General features: G+C 68.3%; 12 protein-coding genes. 11 read left to right on the top strand and 1 reads right to left on the bottom strand.

What is annotated here, in order from left to right; genetic code table 11:
- Positions 1-152 precede the first annotated feature (152 nt).
- Positions 153-2,381, top strand: a complete 2,229-nt coding sequence (locus QMO14_RS06055) for a PhoX family phosphatase (protein ID WP_301505485.1) — start codon at positions 153-155, stop codon at positions 2,379-2,381.
- A gap of 186 nt (positions 2,382-2,567) precedes the next feature.
- Positions 2,568-4,634, top strand: coding sequence for a PhoX family phosphatase (locus tag QMO14_RS06060; RefSeq protein ID WP_301505486.1), 2,067 nt, complete (start codon positions 2,568-2,570; stop codon positions 4,632-4,634).
- Between the two features lie 30 nt (positions 4,635-4,664).
- On the opposite strand, the gene QMO14_RS06065 is transcribed toward QMO14_RS06060, so the two are convergent.
- Positions 4,665-5,138, bottom strand: coding sequence for an Lrp/AsnC family transcriptional regulator (locus QMO14_RS06065; RefSeq protein WP_301505488.1), 474 nt, complete (start codon positions 5,136-5,138; stop codon positions 4,665-4,667).
- 105 nt (positions 5,139-5,243) lie between these two features.
- Between QMO14_RS06065 and mdeB the strand changes: the two genes are divergently transcribed.
- The 9 genes from mdeB to QMO14_RS06110 all read left to right on the top strand — a co-directional run bounded on the left by mdeB (position 5,244) and on the right by QMO14_RS06110 (position 15,550).
- Positions 5,244-7,898, top strand: coding sequence for an alpha-ketoglutarate dehydrogenase (mdeB, locus tag QMO14_RS06070; protein WP_301505490.1), 2,655 nt, complete (start codon positions 5,244-5,246; stop codon positions 7,896-7,898).
- Between the two features lie 64 nt (positions 7,899-7,962).
- Positions 7,963-8,739 (top strand): FadR/GntR family transcriptional regulator, encoded by a 777-nt coding sequence (locus QMO14_RS06075; protein ID WP_301505491.1) that lies wholly within the window; start codon positions 7,963-7,965, stop codon positions 8,737-8,739.
- 390 nt (positions 8,740-9,129) lie between these two features.
- Positions 9,130-10,062, top strand: a complete 933-nt coding sequence (gene ltnD, locus QMO14_RS06080; protein ID WP_301505492.1) for an L-threonate dehydrogenase — start codon at positions 9,130-9,132, stop codon at positions 10,060-10,062.
- 38 nt (positions 10,063-10,100) lie between these two features.
- Positions 10,101-11,114: a D-erythronate dehydrogenase gene (gene denD, locus QMO14_RS06085; RefSeq protein WP_301505493.1), complete on the top strand. Its 1,014-nt coding sequence runs from the start codon at positions 10,101-10,103 to the stop codon at positions 11,112-11,114.
- A gap of 5 nt (positions 11,115-11,119) precedes the next feature.
- On the top strand, positions 11,120-12,391 hold the full coding sequence (otnK, locus tag QMO14_RS06090) for a 3-oxo-tetronate kinase (protein ID WP_301505494.1): 1,272 nt from the start codon (positions 11,120-11,122) through the stop codon (positions 12,389-12,391).
- Positions 12,392-12,399: 8 nt separating this feature from the next.
- The gene (locus QMO14_RS06095) at positions 12,400-13,068 is read left to right on the top strand and encodes an aldolase (protein ID WP_301505495.1); all 669 of its coding nucleotides are present in this window, start codon (positions 12,400-12,402) and stop codon (positions 13,066-13,068) included.
- A 12-nt stretch (positions 13,069-13,080) separates the two neighbouring features.
- On the top strand, positions 13,081-13,902 hold the full coding sequence (gene otnI / locus QMO14_RS06100) for a 2-oxo-tetronate isomerase (protein ID WP_301505496.1): 822 nt from the start codon (positions 13,081-13,083) through the stop codon (positions 13,900-13,902).
- On the top strand, positions 13,899-15,098 hold the full coding sequence (locus QMO14_RS06105) for an amidohydrolase family protein (protein ID WP_301505497.1): 1,200 nt from the start codon (positions 13,899-13,901) through the stop codon (positions 15,096-15,098). The genes otnI and QMO14_RS06105 overlap by 4 nt, the downstream gene beginning before the upstream one ends.
- Positions 15,095-15,550, top strand: coding sequence for a RidA family protein (locus QMO14_RS06110; RefSeq protein WP_301505498.1), 456 nt, complete (start codon positions 15,095-15,097; stop codon positions 15,548-15,550). Before QMO14_RS06105 ends, QMO14_RS06110 begins: the two co-directional genes overlap by 4 nt.
- Positions 15,551-15,649 lie beyond the last annotated feature (99 nt).

Genomic DNA, 15,649 nt, shown 5'->3' on the forward strand with positions numbered 1-15,649 from the left:
CAATTCACCGGAAGTCCCCAATACCCTCCATACCCCGCATTTCCCGATTAACCGTTCGAATCTGAACGGAAGCTGACCAATTCACGGAGCCGTAATGCCGAATGCCTAATTTCGCGGGCTGGATTTTCAACCCACGAAGAAAGGCATTTCGCATGACCGCCCACCCCCGCACGGGAACCCCCGTGGTCGATATCGACGACATCGGTACCAATCCCACGTCGAATCCCTCTTTCAACGACCTGATCGTTCCCCTGCTGAACCGCCGTCGCCTCGTCGGCCTGGGCGTCGGTACCGCCGGCACTGCGCTGCTGCAGGCCTGCGGAGGTGGAGGAGGCGGTGGCGGTGGCCTCCCCATTCTTCCCTCGGCGCCCGCCCCGGCACCCGCTCCAGCGCCTGCTCCCGCTCCCGCACCGGCCGGGCCGATGAAGCTGGGCTTCAATGCCGTCGCCAAGAGCCTCGCCGACGTCGTGACCGTGCCCGTGGGCTACACCGCCAGCGTGCTGTTCCGCCTGGGAGACCCGATCACGCCGACCGTGGCCACCTACAGGAACGACGGCACCGACGCCGCCGATACCTTCGATCGCCGCGCCGGCGACCACCACGACGGCATGACCTTCTTCGGCATGAACGCCTCGAACAAGTGGGACCCAGCCAATGCCACGCGGGGGCTGCTGGTGATGAACCACGAGGCCATCACGCCCGTGTTCCTGCACCCCGCCGGCCAGACCATCGTCAGCGGTGCGCGCACCGTCGCGGACGAAGTGCTGCGCGAGTTCTACGCGCATGGCGTGAGCGTGATCGAGGTCAGCAAGAGCGGCGCCAACTGGAGCTACAAGCAGGACTCGAGCTTCAATCGCCGCGTCCACACGCTGACGGAGATGACCTTGTCCGGCCCGGCCGCCAAGACCGACTATCTCAAGACCAGGTACTCGACCGACGGCAGCAAGACCCGCGGCACCGTCAACAACTGCGCCAACGGCACCACGCCGTGGGGCACGTACCTGACCTGCGAAGAGAACTGGGCCGGCTATTTCCGCCGCACCAACAGCACCGGCGCCACGCCGAAGGAACTGGCTTCCTTCGGCCGCTACGGCGTTTCCGGCAACGGCCGCGAACTCTGGGCCACCGTCACGCCGGATACGGCCGACAACCTGTACGGCCGCTGGAACTGCGAAGTCACCGGTGCCACCGCGGCCGACGACTATCGCAACGGACCGAACACCTACGGCTGGGTGGTCGAGATCGATCCATTCAACCCGTCGAGCACACCGAAGAAGCGCACCGCGCTGGGCCGCTTCGGCCATGAAGGCGCCTGCCTGGGCCCTGTCGTGGTCGGCAAGCCGCTGGTCTGGTACATGGGCGACGACGCGCGCGGCGAGTACGTCTACAAGTTCGTCTCCACGAAGAGCTGGTCCGCGTCCGACGTCGGCGGCGGCCTGGCGGCCGGCGACAAGTACATGGACGACGGCCGCCTCTACGTGGCCAAGTTCAACGCCGACGGCTCCGGCGTCTGGCTCGAGCTGAAGCTGGGCGAGAACAACATCACCGCCGGCTACGCGAACTACGCCTTCGCCGATGCCGCCGACGTGCTGATCAACACCCGCCATGCGGCGGATGCCGCAGGTGCCACGAAGATGGACCGTCCCGAGTGGGCTGCCGTCAATCCGAAGACCGGCGAGGTCTATCTGACGCTGACCAACAACTCGAACCGCTCGATCACCACCACCGACGCGGCCAATCCGCGCTCCTACAGCGCGCCGAAGATCACCGGCGCGTCGTACTCGGGCAATCCCAATGGCCACATCGTGCGCTTCGCCGACAAGAACGGCGACCCGACTTCGCTGAGCTTCAAGTGGGACGTGTACCTCTTCGGTGCGCGCGACGGCGCCTCGGCCGACGTCAACCTCTCGCTGCTGTCGGCCGACAACGACTTCTCCAGCCCCGACGGCCTGTGGTTCAGCGAGGCCGCGCCCGGCCTGCTGTGGATCGAGACCGACGACGGCGCCTACACCGACGTCACCAACTGCATGCTGCTGGCCGCGCTGCCGGGCAAGGTGGGCGACGGCGGCCCCAGGGCAATCACCAACCTCTCCGGTTCGTCCTCGCGCGTGCAGAACACCTTCGTGGGGAAGGCTCCAGGCACCGAAGGCCTGCGCCGCTTCCTGGTCGGCCCCGTGGAATGCGAGATCACCGGCGTGGCCGAATCGGGCGATGGCCGCGCGCTGTTCGTGAACATCCAGCATCCCGGCGAGGACACGAGTTCCGCGGACATCGGTACGCCGGGCAAGTTCAGCAGCCACTGGCCGGACGGCGGCAACGCCCGGCCGCGCTCGGCGACCATCGTGATCACGAAGAACGACGGCGGCCTGATCGGTCTCTGACAAGCGCCGACGCTCTCCGCAACCCCCTCCGGGACTCGTCACTGCCGGGTTTCGGAGTGCTTGCAAGAATGTGAAATCGGCATCAAGTCGCCTGACTGGACGCTGAGTGTTTCACGGCGCTGTCATGCGAATTGCCTAACTTCGCGGGCTGGTTACTTTTCCACCCTACGAAGAAAGACATTGCGCATGACCGCAAACAACCGGAACGACGTTCCCTCGGCCGAACCCATTCCCTCGCGCCGCAAGGCCCTCAAGCTGCTGGGCGCCGCTCCCATGCTCCCGCTGGGCGGCGTGGCCTTCCTGACGGCCTGCGGAGGTGGCGGCGGCAACGGCCAGCCGTTCCTGCCGCTTCCCACTCCCGCGCCGGCCCCAGCGCCCGCACCGGCCCCGGCCGCCGCAACGTATGTCTCGGCCGAATTCACCGGCATGGCCGCACCGACGCTGTCCAACGCCGCCGCCATGGCCACCACCACTGTCGGGTCCACGCTCAAGATCTCGTTCGACAACGGCAGCTCGACAGAATACAAGCTGGCCTACCAGCCCTTCTTCCTGACCGGCGACCTAGTGTCCGACGGCAAGGGCGGCAAGGTGCTGGCCGGCGGCTACTACGACATCAACAACCAGCCCATCCTGGACAAGTCGGTGCCAGTCAACACGCGCCAGTTCTACTCCGACAGCCCCGATGGCACCTCGCTGCTGACCGTGCCCAACGCCAAGGTCGACGGCGTCAAGGGCAAGCCGGTCTTCGCCGTCGTCCAGTTCGAATACACCACGCGCGACCTTGCCGGCAACAACACCTACGGCACGCTGCCCTCGCCGATCGCGGTGCTCACGCTCGACCAGGACCAGACCACCGGCAAGCTGAGCCTGGTCAAGTACCACAACGTCGACATGTCCAGCGCCCACGGCCTGTGGATCACCTGCGGCGCGAGCCTGTCGCCCTGGGGCACCCATCTGTCGAGCGAAGAGTACGAACCCGATGCGTTCACCGCCACCACCTCCACCATGTTCAAGGCCTATAGCCAGAACGTGTTCGGCGACCCGACCAAGGCCAACCCGTACCACTACGGCCACCTGCCCGAGGTCACAGTCAACCCAGACGGCACCGGCAGCGTCAAGAAGCACTACTGCCTTGGCCGCATCTCGCACGAGCTGATCCAGGTCATGCCCGACCAGCGCACCGCCATCATGGGCGACGACTACACCAACGGCGGCTTCTTCATGTTCGTCGCCGACAAGGAAAAGGATCTGTCGGCCGGCACGCTCTATGTCGCCAAGTACGACGCGGGCTACTCGATCGACCCGGCCGCCGCGGCCACGAAGCTGACCTGGGTGCGGCTCGGCCACGCCACCAGCGCCGAGATCGAGGCCCTGGCCAACTCGCTCGTTGCCACGGACATCCTCGATGTCGTGTACGCCGTGCAGAACGGCTCCAGCGACGCTACGCCGCTGACCCCGGTGACCGCGGTCGATAGCACCTACACGCTGATGTACTGCGACGGCAAGGCCAATTGGGTTCGCCTGAAGCCGGGCATGGAGAAGGCGGCCGCCTTCCTGGAAACCCACCGCTACGCCAACCTCATGGGCGCGAGCATGGCCTTCACCAAGATGGAAGGCACCACCGTCAACATCAAGGACAAGATCGCCTACTCCGCCCTGCAGAACATCCAGGACTCGATGGTCAGCGGCGGCAAGGGCTGGACCGCCGGCACCAACATCGCGCTGCCCAAGAAGCTCAGTGCCGGCGGCGTGATGGCGCACAACCTCACGGGCGGCCAGAAGGACACCGACGGCAAGGCCATCGACAGCGAATGGGTGCCGATGCAGACGCGCGCGCTGATCGTGGGCGAGGACATCTCCGCCGACGCGCTGGGCAACACATCCAATCCCGACAAGGTCGGCAACCCCGACAACCTCAAGTTCTCGGAGAAGATGCGCACGCTGTTCATCGGCGAGGACAGCAGCAGCCACGTCAACAACTTCCTGTGGGCCTACAACGTCGACACGAAGAAGCTCTCGCGCGTCATGTCGATTCCCGCGGGCGGCGAATCGACCGGCCTGCACGCGGTCGACGAGATCAACGGCTGGACGTACATCATGAGCAACTTCCAGCACGCCGGCGACTGGGGCAGCATCCACGGCAAGGTGCAGGCCACGCTCGATCCGCTGATCCGCGCGAACTACAAGGAACGCTACGCTGCGGCCGTCGGCTACCTCACGGCCGATCCGATCCAGCCGAAGCTCTCGAAGTAAGAGCGTCGCGAAAGCACATTCGCGCCTGATTCAGGACGGCGCTGCCGGCAACGGCAGCGCCGTTTTGTATCTGACCTGCTTCAGCGCAAAGCTGGAGCGGATCTTCTCGATCCCCGGGATCGGCGTGAGCTGCTCCAGGATGAATTTCTCCAGCGCCGCCATGTCCGCCACCGCGATGCGGATCAGGTAGTCGCTGTCGCCCGTCATCAGGTAGCACTCCATCACCTCGTCGTGTTCGGCGATGCGCTGCTCGAAGTCGGCGAGCGACTGCTTGCTCTGCGTGGTGAGGCTGATCGAGATGAACACGTTGAGCCCGAGGCCCAGTGCCTTGGCGCTTGCGAGGGCGACGTAGCGGTCGATCACGCCGTTGGCCTCCAGCACTTTCACGCGCGACAGGCAGGGCGATGGCGAGAGGTGCACGCGCCGCGCCAGTTCCACGTTCGACAGCGCGCCGTCACGCTGAAGTTCGTCGAGGATGCGCAGGTCGATGGCGTCGAGTTGCATGAAATGCCGTGCTGTTTGAATTTTGCGGAATTTTATGCTGCAGCACCTGCATGGGATTGACGCTGCCGGTAGCTAATTTTGCTCACCGCGGCCTAAAGTGCCGTCATGAACGCCCCGATTTCGCCCGACCAGATGCGCGCCTTGCTGCTGGATGAAACGCAGCTCTCGCACGACCCCGACCCCGCGGAGACCGCCGAGTGGCGCGACGCCTTCGTGGCGCTGGCGCAAACGCAGGGGCCGCAGCGCGCCAGGCAGATGCTGGCCGAGCTGGCCCGCCTTGCGCGGCAGCAGCGCATCGGCTGGCAGCCCGAGCTGGCGACGCCGTACGTCAACACCATCGCGGTGGAAGACCAGCCGCCCTTCCCGGGCGATCTCGCCATCGAGGAAAAGCTCGCCTCGCTGATGCGCTGGAACGCGCTCGCGATGGTGGCCAAGGCCAACCAGGCATATGGCGAGCTCGGCGGCCACATCGCCAGCTACGCGAGCGCGGCCGACCTGTTCGAGACCGGCTTCAACCACTTCTTCCATGCGCGCAGCGAGCACCACCGCGGCGACCTCGTGTTCTTCCAGCCGCACAGCGCGCCCGGCGTGTACGCCCGCGCGTACCTCGAAGGCCGCCTGAGCGAAGAAGACCTGAAGCACTACCGCCAGGAGCTCACCGCGCCCGCCTTCGCCAGCGGCAGCGGCGCGCGGGGCCTGTGCAGCTATCCGCACCCGTACCTGATGCCGGACTTCTGGCAATTTCCGACCGGCTCGATGGGCATCGGCCCCATCAGCTCGATCTACCACGCGCGCTTCATGCGCTACCTCACGCACCGCAACCTGCTGAACTGCGAAGGTCGAAAAGTGTGGGGCGTGTTCGGCGACGGCGAGATGGACGAGCCCGAATCGATGAGCGCATTGACGCTCGCCGCGCGCGAGAAGCTCGACAACCTCGTGTGGGTGGTCAACTGCAACCTGCAGCGCCTCGACGGCCCGGTGCGCGGCAACGGCCGCATCATCGACGAGCTCGAGAAGCTCTTCGCCGGCGCCGGCTGGAACGTCGTCAAGCTCATCTGGGGCAGCGACTGGGACGGCCTCTTCGCACAGGACGTGAGCGGCGCGCTGGCCCGCGTGTTCGCCAACACCGTCGACGGCCAGATGCAGACCTTCGCGGCCAAGGACGGCCGCTTCAACCGCGACAACTTCTTCGGCCAGAACCCCGAGCTCGCGCGCCTGGCCGAAGGCATGACCGACGAGCAGATCGACCGCCTCAAGCGCGGCGGCCACGACCTCGTGAAGATCCATGCGGCTTACGCGGCTGCGGCCAGGCACAAGGGCCAGCCCACCGTGATCCTCGCCCACACCAAGAAGGGCTACGGCATGGGCAGCGCCGCGCAGGGCAAGATGACCACGCACTCGCACAAGAAGATGGGCGACGTGGACCTCATCGAATTCCGCGACCGCTTCAACCTGCCGCTGACCGACGCGCAGGCCACCGCGATGGACTTCTACCGCCCGGCCGAGGACAGCGCCGAGATGCGCTACCTGCGCCAGCACCGCGAGGCCCTCGGCGGCGCCATGCCGCGCCGCGAGACCGCCTGCGAGGTGGTGGTCAAGCCCGACATCGCGAGCTACGCGCAGTTCGCCACCGTCGCCGGCGGCAAGGAGATGAGCACCACCATGGCCTTCGTGCGCATGCTGGGCAACCTGATGAAGGACAAGGCCCTGGGCCCGCGCATCGTGCCCATCGTGGCCGACGAGGCGCGCACCTTCGGCATGGCCAACCTGTTCAAGCAGGTCGGCATCTATTCGAGCGTGGGCCAGCGCTATGCGCCCGAAGACATCGGCTCGGTGCTGAGCTACCGCGAGGCCACCGACGGGCAGATCCTGGAGGAGGGCATCAGCGAGGCCGGCGCCATCGCGAGCTGGACGGCCGCGGCCACCAGCTACAGCGTGCACGGGCTGGCGATGCTGCCCTTCTACATCTACTACTCGATGTTCGGCTTCCAGCGCGTGGGTGATGCCATCTGGGCCGCGGCCGACCAGCGTGCGCGCGGCTTTCTGCTCGGCGCCACGTCCGGGCGCACCACGCTCGGCGGCGAAGGCCTGCAGCACCAGGACGGCAGCAGCCACCTCGTGGCCGCGACCATTCCCAACTGCAAGGCCTACGACCCGGCCTTCGCGGGCGAGATGGCGGTGATCGTCGACGCGGGTATCCGCGAAATGATGGTCGAGCAGCAGGACGTGTTCTATTACGTCACGCTCATGAACGAGAACTACGCGCAGCCCGACGTGCCGGCCGGCGCGCAAGGCGACATCCTGCGCGGCTGCTACCGCTTCGGCACTTACGCGCCGGCATCGGGCAAGGCGAAGAAGAAAGTGACGCTGATGGGCTCGGGCGCGATCCTCACCGAGGTCGTCAAGGCCGCGCAGCTGCTGGCCGACGAGGGCATCGAGGCCGAGGTGTTCAGCGCGACGAGCTGGAGCGAACTCGCGCGCGACGGTCTGGCCTGCGAGCAGCGCGCCTTGGCTGGCGAGAAGGCCGACACGCCATTCATCGCTCGGCAGCTCGGCGCCGGAAAGGGGCCGATCGTCGCCGCCACCGACTACGTGCGCGCCGTGCCCGAGAGCGTGCGAGCCTTCCTGCCCGAAGGCCGCCGCTACATCACGCTGGGCACCGACGGCTTCGGCCGCAGCGACACGCGCGCCGCGTTGCGCGGCTTCTTCGGCGTCGATGCGAAGAGCATCGCCAACGCTGCGCGCCACGCGCTGGGCTGAGCTGCAGCAGCCGCGAAAGTGGCGGGCCCTGCGTTAGAGTCGCAGACCCACCCCCTTCGCACCCATGGCCGCCCGCTTCCAGTCCATCGCTCCCGCCGTCCGCCTGGCCGACCAGGTGGCCGATGCGCTCGCGGCCGAGGTGCGCAGCGGGCGCTTGTCGGAGGGCGACCGGCTGCCCACCGAGACCGCGCTGGCCGAGCAGTTCGGTGTGAGCCGCACCGTGGTGCGCGAGGCGGTTTCGCGGCTCAAGTCGCTGGGGCTGCTCGATTCGCGCCAGGGCAGCGGCGTCTACGTGCGCGCCGCCGGCGTCGAGCCGCTGCGCTTCGAGATGCCGCATGTGGCCTCGCGCGAAGCCGTGATCCAGATGGTCGAGTTGCGCCGCGCGCTCGAGGCCGAGGTGGCCGCGCTGGCGGCTGAGCGCCGCACGGACGAAGACGTGCAGCGCATCCGCGACGCCATCGCCGCACTGCACGCGGCGGTCGAGGCGGGCGGCAACGGGGCGGACGAGGACGTGCGCTTCCACCGCGCCATCGCCGAGGCGGCGCGCAACCCCTTCCTCATCGGCACGCTGCAGTACCTGCGGCAGTTCCTGCACGGCGCCACCCGCGTCACGCGCGCCAACGAGGCGCGCCGCGCCGATTTCGCGCGCGAGGTGGCGCAGGAGCACGCGCGCATCGTCGAGGCGATCGAGGCCGGCGATCCGCTGCGCGCGCGCGAGGCCGCCAAGAGCCACATGGACAACGCGATCCGCCGCATCGAGCAGGCCGATCCGGTGTTCTGGCAGCAGGAGGGCGAGCAGCTCGCCCGTCCGCTGGTCGAAGGCTGGCCGGTCGGCGGCTGAGCCCGCCGCCGATACACGAAGTCACCGGAAAGCCGCCGGAAGGCGGCCGTCCCAAGGGTTTACCCGGGCCTGCCACCCGAATTCAAATTTGTATGATGACCTGATAAATCACCAGTAGCAGCTTTTCACGACTTCCTCGACCCTCCAGATCGGCATGTACGTGCTGGCCGGCGCGCTGGTGCTCGGCGCCATCGCCGTGTGGTTCACGCCAAAACAACTCGTCAATCGCTAGATGAAGTACATCCCCAGGCTTCGCGCACTTCATGTCGCTGCGCCGACCCCGTCGCCAGGGGCAACACCTGCAGCCGGGCCAAGCCGGTTCCGCGGTGTTTCCCGAATGGGGCACGTCGCAGGGGGCGCGTGGCCTTGCAACTGAATGGAAGCACCGCAATGAATCAAGAAAAGACCAACGCCGCCACCCCCGTCGTCGGCCTCGTGGGCCTGGGCGCGATGGGCGCCGGCATGGCGCAGTCGCTGCGCCGCGCGGGCCATGCGCCGCATGTGTTCGACGTGCGCCGCGAGGCCGCCGAAGCCTTCGCGCGCGAGGGCGGCACGGCCTGCGCCACGCTGGCCGAGCTCGGTGCGCAGTGCGACATCGTGGTCAGCGTGGTGGTGAACGCCGCGCAGACCGAGTCGGTGCTGTTCGGCGACGGCACCGTGCCCGGCTGCGCCGCCTCGATGAAGCCCGGTAGCCTGTTCGTGATGTGCTCCACCGTCGATCCGAACTGGTCGGTGGCGCTCGAAGCACGCCTGGCGAAGCAGGGCATCCTGTACCTCGACGCGCCGATTTCCGGCGGCGCCGCCAAGGCCGCGAGCGGCCAGATGACGATGATGACCGCCGGCACCCCCGCCGCCTACGAGCGCGCCGGCACGGTGCTCGACGCCATGGCCGCCAAGGTCTACCGCCTGGGCGACAAGGCGGGCGCGGGCAGCAAGGTGAAGATCATCAACCAGCTGCTGGCCGGCGTGCACATCGCGGTGGCGGCCGAGGCCATGGCGCTGGGGCTGCGCGAGGGCGTGGACCCGGCGGCGCTGTACGAGGTCATCACCCATAGCGCGGGCAACAGCTGGATGTTCGAGAACCGCATGGCACACGTGCTCGCGGGCGATTACACGCCGCTGTCGGCCGTGGACATCTTCGTGAAGGACCTGGGCCTGGTGCTCGACGTGGCGCGCGCCAGCAAGTTTCCGCTGCCGCTGTCGTCCACCGCGCACCAGATGTTCATGCAGGCCTCGACCGCGGGATTCGCGCGCGAGGACGACAGCGCCGTCATCAAGATCTTCCCGGGCATCGAGGTGCCGAAGGCTCCGCAAGAATCCTGAGGCATCCGGAAAAAAGAGACAGAGAGAAAGACACGCACATGAACATCCTCATCACCGGCGGCTGCGGCTTCCTGGGCGCTCGCCTCGCACGCACGCTGCTCGCGGGCGACGACCTCGCACTGGCCGGATCGGCCGCGCAGCCCGTCTCGCGCGTCACCCTGGCCGACCGCGTGCCGCCGCCCGCCGACCTCGCTTCCGACGCGCGCGTGCAGTTCGTGCAGGGCGACCTGCTGGAGCAGCTCGGCAATGGCGCGTTGCCCGTCGCCGAAACGCAGCTCGTGTTCCACCTCGCCGCCGCCGTGAGCGGCGAATGCGAGGCCGACTTCGATCTCGGCATGCGCAGCAACCTCGACGCCACGCGCGGCCTGCTTGAAGCCGCGCGCCGCGCGGGCCATGCGCCGGTGTTCGTGTTCTCCAGCTCGGTCGCGGTGTTCGGCGACTCGCCCGAGCAGCGCCTGCCCGCGGTGATCGAAGACACCACGCTGCCCACGCCGCAGAACAGCTACGGCATCCAGAAGTTCATCGGCGAGCAGTTGGTGGCCGACTTCACGCGCAAGGGCTTCGTGCAGGGCCGCAACGTGCGGCTGATGACGGTGTCGGTGCGCCCCGGCCGGCCCAACGGCGCGGCCTCCAGCTTCCTGAGCGGCATGCTGCGCGAGCCGCTGGCCGGCGAGCGCGCGCGCTGCCCCGTGTCGCCCGACACGCCCGTCGCGCTGGCCTCGCCCGGCAACACCGTCGCGGGCATCGTGCGCGCGGCCACCGCCAGCGCCGCCGAATGGGGCGCGCGCACTGCCATCAACCTGCCCGCGTTGACCACCACCGTGCGCGACATGGCGCAGGCGCTCGAACGCATCGCGGGCAAGGAAGCCGCCGGCCTGATCGACTGGGAGCCCGATGCCGCCATCGCGAAGATCGTCACCAGTTGGCCCAGCCGCATCCACGCTGTGCGCGCCGAGGCCCTGGGCCTGAAGGCCGACGCCAGCTTCGACGCGATCCTGCGTGACTACGTGCGCGAGAACGCGCAGGCTGTGAAGCTTCCGCTGAAGGACTGAATGCCATGGCAAAGCTCGTGCTCGGCTGCATCGCCGACGATTTCACCGGCGCCACCGACCTCGCCAACAACCTCGTGCGCGCCGGCATGCGGGTGGTGCAGGCCATCGGCGTGCCCGAAGGTCCCCTTGATGTCGACGTGGATGCGGTCGTCGTTGCGCTCAAGTCGCGCACCGTCGCACCGGCCGATGCCATCGCCCAGTCGCTGGATGCCCTGCGCTGGCTGCAGTCGCAGGGTGCGCAGCAGATCTACTTCAAGTACTGCTCCACCTTCGACAGCACGCCCCAAGGCAACATCGGCCCCGTGACCGAGGCGCTGATGGACGCGATGGGGTGCGACTTCACCATCGCCACGCCCGCCTTCCCCGACAACAAGCGCACCGTGTTCAAGGGCTACCTGTTCGCGGGCGACGTGCTGCTCAACGAGAGCGGCATGCAGAACCACCCCCTCACGCCGATGACCGACCCCAACCTCGTGCGCGTGCTGCAGGCGCAGTGCAGGCGCAAGGTGGGGCTCGTCGACTACGCGGTGGTGGCGCGCGGTGCCGCCGCCATCGAGGAGCGCATCGCGCAGCTCAAGGCCGAGGGCGTTTCCATCGCCATCGTCGACGCGGTGTCTAACGACGACCTGCTGCGCATGGGCCCGGCGCTCGCGAAGAGGCCGCTGGTGACGGCCGGATCGGGCGTGGCCATCGGCCTGCCGGCCAACTTCGGCCTCGCGCCCTCGTCGCAGGCGAGCGCGCTGCCCAAGTCCGGCGGCAAGTCGGCCGTGGTCTCGGGCAGCTGCTCGCTGGCCACCAACCGGCAGGTGCTCGACTTCATCCAGCGCGGCGGCGCGGCGCTGGCCATCGATCCGCTGCGCATCGCGGCTGGCGTGGATGTCGCGGCCGAAGTGCTTGCATGGGCCACGCCGCTGATCGACAAGGGCCCGGTGCTCGTCTACTCCACCGCCGAGGCTGGCGCCGTGAAGTCGGTGCAGGGCCGCCTCGGCGTGGAAGAGGCCGGCGCGATGGTCGAGCGCACCATCGCCGCCATCGCGCGTGGGCTGGTCGAGCGCGGCGTGCACCGGCTGGTGGTGGCCGGCGGCGAGACCTCGGGCGCCTGCGTGCAGGCGCTGGGCATCGCGCAGATGCAGATCGGCCCGCAGGTCGACCCGGGCGTGCCGTGGTGCCATGCGCGCTCCGAGGCCGCGCCGGAGGCCGGCGTGCACATCGCGCTGAAGTCCGGCAACTTCGGCAGCGACGATTTCTTCACCAAGGCATTTACAGTGCTCGGATGACCGAGAGCATGACCGAGAACCAAGCCCGCGAGGAAATCTGCCGCGTCGGCCGCAGCCTGTTCGAGCGCGGCTATGTGCACGCCACGGCCGGCAACATCAGCGTGCGGCTGGACGACGGCGGCTTTCTCATCACGCCCACCGACGCCTGCCTCGGCTTTCTCGACCCGGCGCGGCTCGCGAGGCTCGACGCGCAAGGTCGGCAGACCGGCGGCGACCGCGCCAGCAAGACCATCGCGCTGCACACGCGCATCTACGCTGCCGCGCGGAAGTTCGATGCGGACACCGCCTGCGTGATCCACACGCACAGCACGCACTGCGTCGCGCTCACGCTGAAGGCGCCCGGCGACGAACTGCTGCCCGCGCTCACGCCTTACTTCGTGATGAAGGTGGGCCATGTGCCGGTCATCCCGTATCACCGCCCCGGCGCGCCCGAAGCCGCCGAGCAGGTCGCCCAGGCCATCGAGCGCTTCGGCGCCGCCGGCACGCCGATCCGCGCCGTGATGCTCACGCGCCTCGGTCCCAACGTGTGGCACGACACGCCGGCCGCCGCCATGGCCGTGCTCGAGGAACTCGAGGAAACCGCCAGGCTCCAGCAGCTCGCGCAGGCCGCAAGGCCCGAGCCGCTGGATGCCGATCAGATCGATGAACTGCGCCGCACTTTCGGCGCGCGCTGGTAGTAAAAACACCCCATGCCCCAATTCGCAGCCAATCTCTCGATGCTCTATCCGGAGCTCGCCTTTCTCGACCGCTTCGACGCCGCCGCGAAGGACGGTTTCAAGGCCGTGGAATACCTCTTCCCCTACGACTTCTCGAAGGAAGAAATCGTCGCCCGGCTGAAGCACAACGGCCTGCAGCAGGTGCTTTTCAACGGCCCGCCGGGCGACTGGAACGGCGGCGAGCGCGGACTGGCCTGCCTGCCGGGGCGCGAGGCCGAGTTCCGCGAGGGCATCGCCAGGGCCATCGACTACGCCGTGGCGCTCGACTGCCCGCGCATTCACGTCATGGCCGGCCTCGTGCCACAAGGACAGCAGCGCGACGCGCTGCAGCCCGTGTACGTCGACAACCTGCGCTGGGCTGCCGCCGAGGCCGCCAAGGCGGGCCGCGACGTGCTGATCGAGCCGATCAACACGCGCGACATTCCGGGCTTCTTCATCAACCGGCAGGACCATGCGCACGAGATCGTCGAGACCGTGGGCGCGCCCAACCTCAAGGTGCAGATGGACCTGTACCACTGCCAGATCGTCGAGGGCGACGTGGCGATGAAGATCCGCAAGTACCTGCCGACCGGCCGCGTCGGCCACATCCAGATCGCGGGCGTGCCCGAGCGCAACGAGCCCGACACCGGCGAGCAGAACTACCCCTACCTCTTCGACGTGCTCGACGAGGTGTCGGCGCAGTGCGGCTGGCAGGGCTGGGTGGGCTGCGAGTACCGGCCGCGCCGCGGCTCGGAGCCCGGCGGCACTTCGGCCGGCCTCGGCTGGCTGCGCGACTGGAAGCAGCGGCGCGCATGAAGCTCGAAGGGCTGCGCATTCCGGCGCCGCTGCGTGGCTTCGCGGCGGGCGAGGCGCAGCTGTTCGACATCGTGCTGGCGGGCGACAGGGTCGGATCGATCACGCCCAGCGCACAACAGCAGCAGGCCAGGGGCACGCTGCTGAGCGCTTTGGTCGAGGCGCATGCGCACATCGACAAGAACTACACCGTGCAGGACGTTGGCGCCGCGCAGGGCAACCTGTTCGTCGCCATCGAGCGCATGAACCGCCACCGCGAGAGCTGGACCGGCGAATCGCTGCGCCTGCGCATGGAGCACGCGCTGCGCGACGCCTGGCAGTCAGGCACCCGCGCGCTGCGCACGCACCTCGACTGGGTGCAGCCCGAGCCGCCGGCCGCGCTGGCGGTGTTCGAGGCGCTGCGCGAGGAATGGCGCGGGCGCATCGAGCTGCAGTTCGTCTCGCTCACGCCGCTGGACCTGTTCGCCGAGATGGCGGTGGGCGAGCGCGTCGCGCGCGAGGTGAAGCGCGCGAGAGGCGTGCTCGGCGCCTTCGTCTACCGCAACGACGGCATCGTCCACAAGCTGGGGCGGGTGTTCGACCTGGCGCAGCAGCACGGCCTGGCGCTCGACTTCCATGTCGACGAAGGCCTGGACATCGAGGCCACCGGCCTGCGCAGCATCGCCCAGCTGGTGCGTGCGCGCGACTTCAGGCAGGGCGTGGTCTGCGGCCATGCCTGCTCGCTCTCGGTGCAGGAAGACGCGGTGGCCGCCGAGACGCTCGCGCTGTGCGCCGGCGCGGGCATCCACCTCGTCGCGCTGCCCACCACCAATCTTTACCTGCAGGGCGCGTGGGACCGCACGCCGGTGAGTCGCGGCATCACGCGCATCCGCGAAGCGGCGGCACGGGGCTTGCGTGCGAGCCTGGCGACCGACAACGTGCAGGACGCCTTCTATCCCTACGGCAGCTACGACCTGCTGGAGACCTTCGGCCTCGGCGTGCAGGCGGCGCACCTCGCGCCGGCCGACGACTGGCTCGACACCATCACCGTGAACCCCGCGAAGGCGCTGGGGCTCGCGTGGGACGGACGCATCGCGCCGGGCTGCCCGGCCGACCTGCTGGTGTTGTCGGCCACCGGGGAACATGAACTGATCGGCCCGCGCGGGCGGCAACGCACCGTCATCCGCGCCGGCCAAGTATTGGAGAGCAGCGAACGATGAGCATGGGCAAGCCGATGGCCAACTACGCGGCCGCCAAGCGCGTGGGCGATTTCGTCTTCATGAGCGGCGTGGTCGCCGTCGACCCGGCCACGCGCCGCGCGGTCGCCGGCTACGACGCCATCCCCGAAGAAGCGCGTACCGCCTTGCAAAGCGTGGGCTACGCCACCGGCCAGATGTCGGTGGATGTGTTCGAGGCGCCCATCGTCGCGCAGAGCTGGTTCGTGCTGGAGCGCATCCGCCAGATCGCGGCCGAGCATGGCGGCACGATGGAAGACGTGGTGAAGCTGGTGCAGTACTTCCGCCATCTGCCGCACTACGCCTTCTACAACCGGGTGCGCGGCCTGTTCTATCCGGGCGAGCCGCCAGTGAGCACGGTGGTGGAGGTGTCGCGCTTCCTGCCGGGGGACGAGGTGCTGGTGGAGGTGGAAGCCACGATGTACCTGCCGCAATAGGTACTCCCCCAGGCTTCGCGCACTTCGTGTCGCTTCGCCAACCCCTCGCCGGGGGCGACACCTGCGGCCCGGCGGAGCCGGTTCCGCGGTGTCCGCGAA

This window comes from Variovorax sp. CAN15 (genome assembly GCF_030462475.1).
In the GTDB taxonomy this organism is placed as follows: domain Bacteria; phylum Pseudomonadota; class Gammaproteobacteria; order Burkholderiales; family Burkholderiaceae_C; genus Variovorax.